This window comes from Bacteroides propionicigenes (assembly GCF_018390535.1).
GTDB lineage: Bacteria > Bacteroidota > Bacteroidia > Bacteroidales > Bacteroidaceae > Bacteroides > Bacteroides propionicigenes.
This window is the reverse complement of the sequence record NZ_JAHBBW010000011.1, coordinates 58261-72088: the sequence shown is the minus strand read 5'-3', so window position 1 is coordinate 72088 and position 13828 is coordinate 58261. Positions and strand designations below refer to the sequence as shown.

10 protein-coding genes are annotated in these 13828 nt (G+C 45.0%); 9 read left to right on the top strand and 1 reads right to left on the bottom strand.

Going from position 1 to position 13828, the window contains the following annotated elements; translation table 11 throughout:
* The first annotated feature begins 22 nt into the window (after positions 1–22).
* The 8 genes from KG118_RS13335 to KG118_RS13300 all read left to right on the top strand — a co-directional run bounded on the left by KG118_RS13335 (position 23) and on the right by KG118_RS13300 (position 11157).
* Complete coding sequence (locus KG118_RS13335) at positions 23–688, top strand: ABC transporter ATP-binding protein (RefSeq protein ID WP_117712411.1); 666 nt, start codon at positions 23–25, stop codon at positions 686–688.
* Positions 689–725: 37 nt separating this feature from the next.
* Complete coding sequence (locus KG118_RS13330; RefSeq protein WP_117712413.1) at positions 726–2000, top strand: ABC transporter permease; 1275 nt, start codon at positions 726–728, stop codon at positions 1998–2000.
* A gap of 13 nt (positions 2001–2013) precedes the next feature.
* On the top strand, positions 2014–3291 hold the full coding sequence (locus tag KG118_RS13325) for an FtsX-like permease family protein (protein ID WP_117712416.1): 1278 nt from the start codon (positions 2014–2016) through the stop codon (positions 3289–3291).
* A 30-nt stretch (positions 3292–3321) separates the two neighbouring features.
* Complete coding sequence (locus KG118_RS13320; protein ID WP_117712417.1) at positions 3322–4614, top strand: ABC transporter permease; 1293 nt, start codon at positions 3322–3324, stop codon at positions 4612–4614.
* Positions 4615–4647: 33 nt separating this feature from the next.
* Positions 4648–5886 carry an FtsX-like permease family protein gene (locus KG118_RS13315; RefSeq protein ID WP_117712420.1) on the top strand — a complete coding sequence of 413 codons (1239 nt, stop codon included), beginning with the start codon at positions 4648–4650 and terminating at the stop codon, positions 5884–5886.
* Positions 5887–5901: 15 nt separating this feature from the next.
* Entirely contained in the window at positions 5902–7182 is a 1281-nt protein-coding gene (locus tag KG118_RS13310; RefSeq protein WP_117712423.1) for an ABC transporter permease, read from the top strand.
* A gap of 8 nt (positions 7183–7190) precedes the next feature.
* Positions 7191–8459 carry an ABC transporter permease gene (locus tag KG118_RS13305; RefSeq protein ID WP_213388547.1) on the top strand — a complete coding sequence of 423 codons (1269 nt, stop codon included), beginning with the start codon at positions 7191–7193 and terminating at the stop codon, positions 8457–8459.
* Between the two features lie 94 nt (positions 8460–8553).
* A complete protein-coding gene (locus KG118_RS13300; protein ID WP_117712527.1) occupies positions 8554–11157 on the top strand; it encodes a sensor histidine kinase in 2604 nt (867 codons plus the stop codon).
* A gap of 19 nt (positions 11158–11176) precedes the next feature.
* On the opposite strand, the gene KG118_RS13295 is transcribed toward KG118_RS13300, so the two are convergent.
* On the bottom strand, positions 11177–12412 hold the full coding sequence (locus tag KG118_RS13295; RefSeq protein WP_117712425.1) for a fucose isomerase: 1236 nt from the start codon (positions 12410–12412) through the stop codon (positions 11177–11179).
* Positions 12413–12621: 209 nt separating this feature from the next.
* On the opposite strand from KG118_RS13295, the gene KG118_RS13290 reads away from it, so the two are divergent.
* Complete coding sequence (locus tag KG118_RS13290; protein WP_117712427.1) at positions 12622–13821, top strand: pyridoxal phosphate-dependent aminotransferase; 1200 nt, start codon at positions 12622–12624, stop codon at positions 13819–13821.
* Positions 13822–13828: the final 7 nt, after the last annotated feature.

Sequence of the window (13828 nt, the reverse complement as noted above, 5' to 3'; positions counted from 1 at the left end):
ATAACAATTAATACTTACCATTATGATTAAGTTAACTGGCATCAACAAGATTTATCGTACTAACGAGATTGAAACCGTGGCATTGGAGAATGTAAACCTCGAAGTGAACAAAGGAGAATTTCTGAGTATTATGGGACCTTCCGGTTGCGGTAAATCTACTTTGCTGAATATTATGGGCTTGCTGGATGCACCTACCAGCGGGACGATTGAAATAGCCGGTACTAAGGTGGACGGCATGAAGGACAAGGAACTGGCGGCTTTTCGTAACCGGAAGCTGGGCTTTGTGTTCCAGTCTTTCCACTTGATTAATTCGCTGAATGTATTGGACAATGTGGAGCTGCCTTTGCTGTACAGGAAAGTATCGGCCAAGGAGCGCCGCTGTCTGGCAGAAGAAGTATTGCAGAAGGTAGGTTTGAGCCATCGTATGCGCCATATGCCTACACAGCTGTCCGGCGGTCAGTGCCAGCGTGTTGCCATTGCGCGCGCCATTATCGGCAACCCGGAGATAATACTCGCCGATGAGCCTACCGGTAACCTGGATTCCAAAATGGGTGCGGAGGTTATGGAGCTGTTGCATCAGTTGAATAAGGAAGACGGACGCACCATCGTAATGGTGACCCATAATGAGGAACAAGCCAAACAAACCAGCCGTACTGTCCGCTTCTTTGATGGTCGTCAGGTAGAATAATTCCCCGCAATTTCATAATTTCTAATTCAGAATTAAGATGCAGACTATTCGTCAAGCCTTTATACTTCTGCGGCAGAATCCGTTGCTGAGCACCATATCCATACTGGGTACGGCATTTGCCATAACGATGATTATGGCAATTGTAATAACCTGGCAGATGAAGTATGCGGATATTGAGCCGGAAGTAAACCGTAGCCGCTGTCTTTATATTAGTAGCGTACATTTGCAGGGAAAGGAAAATAAGGGGTGGAATAATTATAATTCCTGTTCACCGGCTTTCATGAAAGAGTGCATACAACCATTGCCGGAAGTGGAGGCTTGTACGGCATTCGTTCCGGCGGGAGTAGCCTTGGTATCCATGCCCGACGGTACTAATCGTATGAAGGTGGATGCCATGGAAACAGATCCGGGGTTCTGGAAGGTGTTCCGGGTGCAGTTTGTTGCCGGGCGAGGGTTCAATGATTCCGATTGGGGCGGTGATGTGCCTGCGATTGTCATAGCGGCTTCTGTAGCCCGCCAACTGTTTGGCACTACGGATGCCGTCGGAAAAACGGTATTGCTGAACCGCAACGAGACACGTGTCTGCGGAGTGGTAAAGGATGTTTCCGTAACGGCTAAGGATGCTTATGCACAAGTGTGGCGTCTTTATCCCGCCAATTTGCAGGATGTGACTTCAGTGTATAGCTATTCAGGTTCGCATACGGTTGTAGCCTTAGCACATTCGACCGATGATTTCCCGGCTATCAGACAGGGAATAGAGAAGCGATTGAAAGACATCAATGCCATACAAGATGAAAGGCTGATAGATATTATGGAACAACCCGACGAAATTGTAGCACACGTCAACCATGTGTGGGCAAACAGAGGTCCGGATTTGCGGATGCTGTATATACAGTACTTTCTGGCACTGCTCATCATTCTTTTAGTTCCGTCGCTCAACCTTTGCGGATTAAGTAACAGCCGTATGCAACAGCGTATGAGTGAGCTGGGTGTGCGCAAAGCATTCGGGGCGACACGCGGAGTGCTGATGAGGCAGATATTGAATGAAAACCTTGTGCTGACTCTGATTGGAGGAGTGGTGGGATTGCTGTTCAGCTATCTGGCTGTGTATGCTATGCGTACGTGGCTGTTCACCAATAATCTGAATGTCGGTACTTCCGGTGATTTTGATTTAAGTATGTCGGTACTGTTCAGTCCTACGGTGTTCTGTCTGGCTTTTCTCTTTTGTTTGGTTATCAATCTGCTTAGCGCGGGTCTGCCTACATGGCTTGCCGCACGGCATACAATTGTAGATTCTTTGAACGATAAATAAAGCGAAATTGATTATGAAATTCATAGTACATAACTTACATATGATTCAGGCACGTCTCCGTAGTAACGGCTGGGTGTTGGCCGAACTGTTTCTGGTATTTATCGTGATGTGGTTTCTCTGCGACTCGCTGGGATGCTTGAAGTATACATATTATCGTCCGCTGGGCTATAATATAGATAATGTCTACCAACTGTCGATGATTACGGGCGGCGAAAGCCAAGATACCGGCATGACAAAGGCGGACAAATACATTAGTATTTTGCAGAAACTTGAGAGGGAGCCCAGTGTTGAAGTTGCTGCCCTGTCATATTGGAGTTTGCCGATGAGCGGCAACAATTCTTATAACTCGCTGGCTGCACAGGATACCATCGGGTGTGAAATGCGTCTAATAAATGCCACCGGAGGATATACCCGGGTATTCCGTATGCAGGAAGATGCCAAGCGTCCGTTTGCGGCGATGCCTGTAGGGAGCGATGTCAGCTCCGGCAATTATGTAATGTTAAGTGAGAGTGCGGTTCTTTTTTTTAGGAAGAGGGTACCCGACTTTTCGTTAGACACTCCCTTGAGCTGGTATGGAGATTCTGCGAATGTTGTTACTCAGTGCGGCATGATAGGCGGTTTCCGTTCTTATCGTTATGGCGCCGATGCAAAGTGGATTTTTCGAAGAATAGACGAGAATGTAATACGGACGGAGTTACAGGATTATAGGGCACAGATTGTTTTCCGCGTGAAAGAAAAAATGGATTCTCCTGATTATAGGAACAAGTTCCTGAAAGAGATAGCTCCGCATCTGGATACGGATGATATGTTTATAGCCGATGTTGCTCCTTACACGGAACAGCAGAAACAGTTTGAGGTGATGCAAGGTGATGTGGATAAAGTGAATACGCAAACGGTGGTAGTGGCATTTCTTTTGGTGAATGTATTTCTGGGACTGATAGGTACTTTCTGGTTTCGTACCCGGAGACGCCGTAATGAAATAGCTTTGAGGCTGGCAATGGGCAGTACCAAAAAACAGGTTTTCAGTTTGCTCATGGGAGAGGGATTGCTACTGCTGACTCTTGTTACACTGCCTGCTATGATTGTCTGCTACAACGTAGGTATTGCCGAACTGACAATGGGACGTACGGAATTGATTACTACATGGCCGGTGGAATGGAGTTTTCTCCGTTTCCTGCTGGGTGCAGTGGGCGCATGGTTGTTGATGGCATTAATGGTGATAGTGGGTATATGGTTTCCGGCACAACAGGCCATTAATATACAGCCGGCGGAGGCATTACATGAAGAATAAAGTAGAAATAATAGAAAATGGATAGATGAGATGATAAAGCAATATTTTACACAAGCATGGGCGCAACTTCGCCAACAACCGTTGATTAGCACGGTCAGTATAGCCGGTACGGCACTTGCCATCTTCCTGATAATGTTGGTGGTGATGATGCAACAAGTAAAGGTTGCTCCTTTTGCGCCCGAAAGCAATCGTGACCGTTTTCTGCACGTCAAGTCTATGAGCATCTCCAACTCAAATTGGGGAGACGGTACAAGTAACGGACCGATGAGCGTACAGACCGCCCGAGAATGTTTTCAGTCATTGAAAACACCGGAAGCTGTTACTATTTATACTATTTTTCCGGTCTCTACTCCGGTATCTTTACCGGGTAAGCCGGCGGTTAGTGTGGATTTACGACAAACGGATGATATTTTTTGGCGGGTGTTTGACTTTTCTTTTATTCTGGGGAAGCCCTATGATAAGGCTGCATTTGATGCCGGACAACCGGTGGCGGTACTTACGGAGAGTGTAGCACGTAGCCTGTTTGGTACAACAGATGTTGCGGGACGTCAATTTCTTCTCAGCCATGCACCTTACCGTGTAGCAGGTGTTGTGAAGGATGTGTCTACACTGGCCGACTGTGCTTATGGGCAGGTATGGGTCCCATACACCTCAACAGGTATGGATAATAATACGTGGAATGACCGGCATATGGGAATGATGAGTTGTACAATGCTGGCGCACAGCCGGGATGATTTTCCCGCTATCCGACAGGAGGCGGAACGCCGTAAACTTGAGTATAATACGCTTATCGGAAAGAATGGATGGAAACTGATTTATCGCAACCGTCCGTACGATCAGGAGAAGAATGCAATAGCTTTTGGCGCCAATATTGAACCGGATGTGGATGCGGCTCGTCGCCAGCGGATTGTTATCTTCGTTATTTTGCTGATAGTGCCTGCCATAAATCTTTCGAGCATGACGCAGAGCCGTTTGCGACAGCGGGTAGCGGAGATTGGAGTGCGCCGCGCTTTTGGTAGTACGCGTTTGGAATTAATGGGACAGATTATAGCGGAAAATCTGGTAGTGACTTTGTTGGCAGGTATTGTCGGGTTATTGTTGAGTGTGGCCTTTGCATACTTGGGTAATACATTGTTTTTTGCGCAGGAGTTCAGCCAGACCTTAAATCCGCCGGAAGTGGATGCCTCTATTTTGCTTCATGCCTCTACTTTTGCTTGGGCATTGCTCTTCTGTTTTGTACTGAACTTGATGAGTAGCGGCTTCCCGGCATGGCGTGCTTCCCGTATCGGGATAGTGAATGCTTTGGGAGGACGATTACACTAATTGCTTTTCGCTAACTATTAATCGCAGAAAGAAATGACTAAGAAACTTTTGATACAGATAAAGAATGAATGGCGCAATAACCTGTGGTTGGCTTTGGAACTATTGGTTGTGAGCGTTGTGATGTGGTTTGTGGTAGATTATCTCTATACACGTGCAGCTACCTACTTGGAACCGAGAGGCTTTGACATCAGCCATTGTTACCTTATTGAAATGGGAAAACTCACGGACAAGAGTCCTGATTATATTCCGAACCAAACCGATGAACAGGAAGATGCCGATATTCTTGAACTTGTAGACCGTTTACGCCGCCGTCCGGAAATTGAGGCGGTAAGTCTCTCGCAAAATTCCTATCCATACAATGGCAGCAATTCTACTGATATGGTTCGGTATGATACACTGGTTTCTGATAGTTGGACTATCCGCCGCATGGTAACTCCCGATTTTGTGCGTGTATTCCGTTATCAAGGTGCACGTGGTGAAACCTCCGAGCAGCTTGCCGAGATATTGGAAAGGGGAGAGTTCATAGCTTCCAATAATCTCTTTCGGAAGTATGACCGTCCGCTGACAGAACTTGTAGGCAAACGTTTCCAGCTTTTTGGTGATACAACACAAACTTATCGATTGGGGGCGGCTTTAAAGGATGTGCGTTACAACGACTTCCAACAAGCGCGAAGCTCTTATACTTTTCTCTATAAATTGGACTGGTACGATATCGGGTTGGAACTTTGTTTGCGTGTCCGGGCTAATCAAGATCATGATTTTATTCAGCGTCTGAAGGCGGACAGTGAGAAACAGTTCCGTATTGGCAATATCTTTATTTCCGAGGTACGCTCTTTTAAGGATATTCGTCGTAATTTCCAACAAGCGTGGAGCAATGACGTACGTAATTATGTAATGGGAATGGGATTTCTGTTGCTGAATATTTTCTTGGGGCTGCTCGGCACTTTTTGGTTCCGCACCCAGCAACGCCGTTCGGAAATTGCATTGCACAAGGCGCATGGAGCTTCGGATATGAGTGTTTTCACTCGTTTGATAAGTGAAGGTCTGCTCTTGTTGCTCATTGTTACACCGATAGCATTAATCATTGACTATAATCTGGCAAGTATGGAATTGAATTCTTGGCGCAACGGTACAACCTTGGAATGGGGGCGTCTGCTGCTCTGCGCATCCGTTAGCTTCATCCTGATAGGATTGATGATTGTGGTTGGTATAGGTATTCCGGCACGTAAAGCAATGAAGGTACAACCGGCAGAGGCTCTGCACGATGATTAAATTGAATAATAGAATATGATCCGTCTTTATTTTCAACAGGCTCTCTTTCACTTACGTGAAAATCCGATTATAACGTGGGTTTCCATATTGGGAACGGCTTTGTCTATCTGCATGATTATGGTGGTTGTCATCACCTTCCAAGTGCGGCTTGTAGATTGTGAACCGGAAATAAACCGTAGCCGTTCGCTCTATGTATCGACCATGTCTGTAAAGGCAAAAGGGGCGCCCGACAGCAATTCCGCTAATTCTTTTATGTCTGTGCGTACGGGGCAGGAATGCTTCAAAAGTCTGAAAACAGCGGAAGTGGTCACATTAGTCTCTTTGCCGGAAAAAGTACGTGCGGCTGTACCGGCCGGAGCAAAAACAACGGCAGACATGAAGGAAACTGATGAAAGCTTCTGGCAGGTTTTCCGTTTTCGTTTTCTTAGTGGAAGCGCCTTTACAAAAGAGGACAGTGATGCGGGATTGCCGCGAGCCGTTATATGTGCTACAGTAGCACGCCGTCTTTTCGGCAGGACAGATGTTGCGGGACAAATCTTACAACTGAATCATGTGGATTATCGCATATCCGGTGTAGTGGCGGATGTGTCCATGCTTGCCACTTCGGCTTACGCGCAGGTGTGGATACCCTATAACTCAACGGATATGAGAAATTTGGACTGGGAAGAAGGTACAATGGGGTCAATGCGTGCCGTTATTCTGGCGCATTCATCTGCTGAATTTCCGGCTATCCGTCAGGAAACGGAACTATTGCGTCATAAATACAACGAGGGGTTGCGTGATGTAGAAGTTTTTTATCGTGGGCAACCGGACGAACAGTTCGCCGGTCTCTATCGTAAATGGAACGAAATTCCTGATACAAAAGCGATAATTCTGCGTTATATGCTGATTATTGTTATTCTGCTTCTTGTACCCGCCATTAACTTAAGTAGCATGACGCTTTCGCGTATGCGTAAGCGTATGGCTGAAATTGGTGTTCGCAAGGCTTTTGGGGCAACAGGTCGTGAACTGGTGCGGCAGGTCTTTTTTGAGAATCTTCTTCTAACGTTGGTTGCCGGTTCATTGGGACTGTTATTAAGCTATGCGGCTACTTTCTTGCTGAACGGTTTTCTTTTCAATAATACCACTAATGCTTATTTGGTAGGTGAAACATCCCTGACACCGGGTATGCTGCTTTCACCTTGGGCTTTTCTCTTGGCCTTCGGCTTTTGCTTACTGATGAATATCCTTTCGGCGGGTATACCGGCATGGCGTGCATCGAGAATGAATATAACGGACGCTATAAATCAAAGATAAACATTAACATGAAAAAGATTTTCATACAGATAATAAACGAATGGCGCAGTAATCTTTTTCTCTTAGTAGAATTATTACTGGTCTTTGTCGTACTATGGTATATTGTAGACTGGGTTACAGTGACCGCTCGCGTGTATAGGGCACCTATGGGATTCGATGTGGAGCACTGCTATGATATTTCTGTAGGCAAACTCACTCCGAAGTCTGCCGCCTATAATCCGGATTTGACGATAGATGATGATTTGGAAGATTTACTGCAGATAATTGATCGCTTGCGCCATCGTCCGGGTGTGGAGGCTGTGGCACTCTCACAAAACAGTTTCCCATATAATGAGGGAAGTAATAGCATTAATATCGGTATAGATACTGTGATGGTGCACTCTCATCACCTTCGGGTAGAGCCGGATTTTTTTCGGGTGTTCAAATATTCTGCCCATGACGGGACGGGATCGGATAAACTGGTGGAAGCGTTACGAAGGAATGAAATAGTGGTTACTTCGAATCTTGCGGACGATTATCCGCAGGCAGGCGTAAAGGACGCTTCGTCGTTATTGGGACGCGAAGTCCCTTTTTGGAGTAAGGATGCTTCCGACCATTATCGTATCGGTGCAATCGGTGCGCCTGTACGCTGGTCTCATTTCTATACGTCAAAGCAATATGGAGGTTCGTATGTGGCTACTAATTTAAGTTTGGACGTGATGAAAGAGTATGGTGACGCTCGTTTTTTTGATTTGAGTCTGAGGGTCAGTAAAGATGAGGACTACGACTTTATTACCCGTTTGATGGACGATGCCGACCGTTTGTATCAAGTAGGAAATATTTATTTGCTGGATATAACTTCTTTCAGTGATTTGCGTGAAATTTGCGAATTGGAAGAAACAAACGAATTGAAAACGCAGCTTTGTGTGCTTGGCTTTCTTATGCTGAATATTTTCTTGGGAGTAATCGGGACATTTTGGTTCCGTACGCAACAACGTCGTCGGGAAGTAGCGTTGCGTATGGCTATGGGAAGCAGTCGCCAACAAATCTTCTCGCGCCTTGTGTGTGAAGGGCTACTGTTGCTGACACTGACTACCGTACCAGCGGCAATTATAGTTTTCAATGTCAGCATTGCCGAATTGGTGGATGTAAGCCGGATAACATTCGATGTGGTACGATTCTCGTCGGTTCTCGTTTTGACATGGATGCTTATGGCGTTGATGATTGTTGCCGGAATCTGGTATCCCGCATATAGAGCGATGAAGGTACATCCGGCTGAGGCATTGCACGATGAATAAAGTTTTTTTAAGGGAAAAAGGTGTAAATTCTCAATATAACTTGTATATTTGCGTATCTGTAAATAAGTTTATACAGACAAATCAAACAAACGAAATGGGAAAACACCTTCTCTTAATATATTCATTAGTTTTTTTGTGCTTGACATCGGGGACACTCTCGGCTGAGGAAAAAAACTATAATGTGCTTTTTATACAGTCATATACAAACAGTGCTTCGTGGCATAGCAACCTTATTGCCGGTTTGCAGGAAGGGCTGGAAAAGGGTGGGGTAAAGGCGAATATTGTTACCGAATATTTGAATGCCGACTTTTGGACCTTCGCTTCGGAATGCGTCATTATGCGTCGTATATGTGAACGCGCCAGACAGCGTAAAACAGATCTGATTGTAACGTCCAGTGATGAGGCTTTCTATACTTTGACTCACTGTGGCGACTCATTACCCTATCAAATTCCGGTAGTTGTTTCGGGTATTAAATATCCTGATGAAAAGTTGTTTGAGCAGATGCCGAACGTTTCGGGTTTTACATCGAAAACGGATTTCAATGTTTTGTTGGAGGAAGCTATACGCCTGTTCCCTGCACGTAGGGAGATTATTTGCTTGTCGGATAGTAGTTTTTTAAGTAGTAAGGGGGTGAGAGCGGTAAAAGAAGCCTGGATACCTTTTAAGGAGAAGCATCCGGAATACAAGTTAAGGACGCTGAATGTTCAGGAAAAGTCGCTTAATTCCATTATTACATCTATTTGCTATGACTACAATGCCCATAAGTACATTGTCATAGCCCCTAAATGGATTCCCTTTTTGTCTTTAAAACTGAAAGCACCTGTATTTGCCAACCAAAACCTGGCAATGGCGAAAGGAGTTTTATGTGTTTATGATGTAGAACCGGCGGTAGATACTTATGCTGCGGGTGTGCAAGCGGCAAATATACTGAAAGGTCAGTCACCCGGTTCATTCGGAGTAGGGGACTTGGGCGGTAAGCTGTTGTTCGATTACAAACAACTTGACTTTTTCCATGTCGACGTAAAGAGTGTTGAACTGCGGGGAAGTATTTTGAATATCCCTTTAATAGATCGCTATCGGGTATGGTTTATTCTGTTCTATTCGGTGATAGTGGGTGCGTTGGCGTTTTTGGTTATCTGGCTTTATCGGAGTAACCGCCGCGAATCCCGCAAGCGTATACATGCGCAGACCCGCCTGTTGATACAGCAACGTTTGGTGGAGCAGCGGGATGAATTCGAAAAAATATTCTGTTCTATTCGTGACGGGTTGATAACGTATGATACGGATATGCACATTCATTTCGTTAACCGGGCTTTGGTAGAGATGTTAGGATTACCTTCCGATATATATATGGAGCGTTCGTACGAAGGGCAGATGGCCGGTTCGATTTTTCGTGTTTATATAAATGGTGAGAATATTTTAAAAACGTTGTTGGAACAAGTTATCCGCGACAAGAAACCTGTTGTTATACCTGAGAAAGCATTTATGCAAGAGAATGCGAAAGGCACTTATTTCCCTGTTTCAGGTGAGGTGGTACCTATTTTTGCGAAAGACAAACTGACAGGTATGGCAATCGTTTGCCGTAATATCTCTGATGAAGAGATGCAGAAACGTTTCTTTAATATGGCTATTGAGGAAAGTTCCATTTATCCATGGCAGTACAACACCCGTATGAAATGTTTTCATTTTCCCGGTGGATTGTTACAACGTTTCAATTGTTATGATAATACGGATTATATTTCAAGGGAAGTATTGGATCAGATTGTCCATCCGGAAGACTTGCCTCGTACACGCAAGCATTTTGATAATATCATGTTGGGGCATGAGCCTAATTCCCGTATGAGTTTCCGTTTGCAGAATGCAGACGGAAGATATGAGTGGTGGGAGTTCCGTAGTACCGCTTATGATGGTTTGACGGCAGATATTCCCTATATGGTGTTGGGGGTATGCCAGAGTATTCAGCGGTATAAGAATACCGAAGATGAGTTGATTGCCGCCCGTGACCGTGCTTTGCAGGCTGATAAGTTGAAATCGGCATTCTTAGCAAATATGAGTCACGAGATACGTACGCCGTTAAATGCGATAGTAGGTTTTTCCGATTTATTGAAAGACTTAGACGCTTTCTCGCCGGAGGAAGTGCAACAGTTTGTTGAGACTATCAATAGCAATTGTACGTTGTTGTTGGCATTGATTAATGATATTCTGGATCTTTCACGTATTGAGTCAGGTACTATGGATTTTCAGTTCTCTTCTTACAACCTTACATTTATTATGCAGCAGGTTTACGATTCCCAAAGGTTAAGTATGCCAGAGGGGGTGGAATTGCGTACCGATTTTCCCGAAGGAGCAGGCAAAGATATTATTACTGATTCCGTACGTCTGAAGCAAGTAGTGAATAATCTGATTAACAACGCCAAGAAGTTTACTACAAAAGGCAGCATTACTTTTGGATATAATGTGGAGGAGCCCGGATATACAACTGTTTTCGTGGAAGACACCGGAGCGGGTATATCCGATGAGGATCAGAAACATATCTTCGAGCGCTTCTATAAGGCGGATAGCTTTACGCAAGGTGCCGGTTTGGGGTTGAGTATCTGCCAGACGATTGTAGAACGTCTTGACGGTACTATAACAGTAACTTCAAAGCCGGGCGAAGGAACCCGCTTTGAAGTCAGAATGAAGGATAATGTAATGTAATCGCACTCCGGTTAAAGCCTTATTCTATTCTCTTGCATCCGTTGGACTGCAGGAATTCATCAATCACTTGTTCGTAATTGCCATGTAGCATGATGTGATGATTCCCCAAAGGATTTCTTAGAAAATATTCCGCTGAAGTATTCATCTTTATGCGTACCTGCGTACGGCACATATTGATGTAGTTAGTGTTTTCGGTCAACGTACCCGTACCGAGGTAATATTCATCAAGGCATTCGCCGCCACACTTTACGATTGTCACGTCTCCGGTGGGCAATATTCCCTGTATGCCAATGCCGCTTTCCGTTTCAAAGTGATTGCGAATAATGAATTGTTCTGTCTGTGCTACACCAATTGTACAATGCGCCAGTATAATTTCGTTGGTGCGTGCATTAATCATGGACGGGTTGGCCATGAAAGTAGATTTCCCGGTAAGCACTTTGGCGGCGAGCATGGTGAATACAGACTGCAAGTCACCTTCACATCCGGCAATGATGCCTTCATCATTCAACATGGAGAGTGCCAGGCAACCGGTGGTGCCCGTCTGCTCTATCAGACGGAAACAACTTAAGGTAAGTGCGCTCAAACGGTCTTCATCCACCACTTTCCGTATAGAGCGATACAGGCGCATGGCTTTTATCATATCTTCGGGTGACGCTTCCCGGCAGGCAAGTGCTTTTCCTGCAAGGCGGGCGCACGCTTCGCCTACTTCGTCATCGGTGATTTGATTGTAGTATTCATAAATGCGGTCCAGTGATACATCCGTATATTCCACTCCCCAGCGGCGTTTGGCAAGAAGATAATCTACATTGCTGGCAATGAGCCAGCTTGACGGAGTACCTATTACACCGATACGCATTCCGAAGAGACTGCGTTGTGCCATGAAATTACTGTGCAGTACAAAAATGCGTTTAATGATTTCGGACAATTCGCCATGAAGAATTTCGCTTTTCATTCCTCGTCCGCGCAGCCATGATGATATTTCGAGGGCGGCGGCAAGTGAGTTCTGCATACCGTCTGCCAGTATAATGGCGGGGCGGGGAAGGGCTTCGAAATGTTGGATAACCAACCGTTCCACTCCACCGGTGGCGATGAACAGGATACTGAAATCATCGGGAGCCAGTTTGTTGATATCTTGATAATCTATAAAATTGACGGTGAAGTATTTTTCCAACTCAGTCAATATTATTTCATGGGAACTGCGAACAGATGCTTGCTTATGTAACAGTGAAGCAAAAGTTATTAGGTTGATGACCATGGTATTACTTACTATTTTAATGTTGGTTTATGATGAAACAGCTGTAGTTGTCTATTTGTTTACTATTTCAAAGGTACAAGAATCTTTTTAAATAGCATAGTGTTTTTAATATAGATAAGGTTTTTAAAGTTTTTATGTCTTAGCTTCCCTTTAGTATCAAATAAATCACTACATTTGCGACTTAAATGATAAAATGATATAAAATACTCATGCCAACAATTTCTATTCGCGGAATGGAGATGCCTGCATCTCCTATCAGAAAGCTGGCTCCTTTGGCAGATGCAGCCAAACAAAGGGGCGTCCATGTATTCCATCTCAATATCGGACAACCTGACCTGCCCACACCGCAAGTCGCAATTGATGCCATTCGCAATATTGACCGTAAGGTATTGGAGTACAGTCCCAGTGCGGGCTATCGTAGCTATCGTGAGAAATTGGTGGGATATTACGATAAATATAACATCAAGCTCACTGCCGATGATATTATCATTACTTCCGGCGGTTCGGAGGCTGTATTGTTCTCCTTTATGGCATGCCTTAATCCGGGTGATGAGATTATTGTGCCGGAACCGGCTTATGCCAACTATATGGCGTTTGCCATTTCTGCAGGCGCTAAAATCCGCACGATTGCAACGACTATAGAAGAGGGCTTCTCACTGCCTAAAGTAGAAAAATTTGAGGAACTGATAAATGACCGCACACGTGCTATTTTGATTTGTAATCCCAATAACCCTACCGGTTATCTGTATACCCGTCGCGAAATGAACCAGATACGCGACCTCGTGAAGAAGTATGACCTTTTCCTCTTTTCCGACGAAGTGTATCGTGAGTTTATCTATACGGGTTCTTCCTATATTTCAGCCTGTCACCTGGAAGGTATTGAGAATAACGTAGTGCTGATTGATTCCGTATCCAAGCGTTACTCGGAATGCGGTATTCGTATCGGTGCGCTGATAACGAAAAACAAGGAGATACGAGATGCTGTTATGAAGTTCTGCCAGGCGCGTTTAAGTCCGCCGTTGATAGGTCAGATTGCAGCCGAAGCATCTTTGGATGCGGGAGAAGACTATTTGCGTGATACTTACGATGAATATGTAGAACGTCGTAAATGCCTGATTGACGGTCTGAACCGTATCCCCGGCGTATATTCACCTATTCCTATGGGAGCGTTTTATACCGTAGCCAAACTGCCCGTAGATGATTCAGACAAATTCTGTGCATGGTGTCTTTCCGAATTTGAGTACGAAGGGCAGACAGTTTTCATGGCTCCGGCTTCCGGCTTCTATACAACACCGGGTTCCGGTCGTAATGAGGTCCGCATAGCCTATGTATTGAAGAAAGAAGATTTGACCCGTGCGTTATTTGTGCTTTCCAAAGCGCTTGAAGCCTATCCGGGTCGTACGGAATAATAGAAAA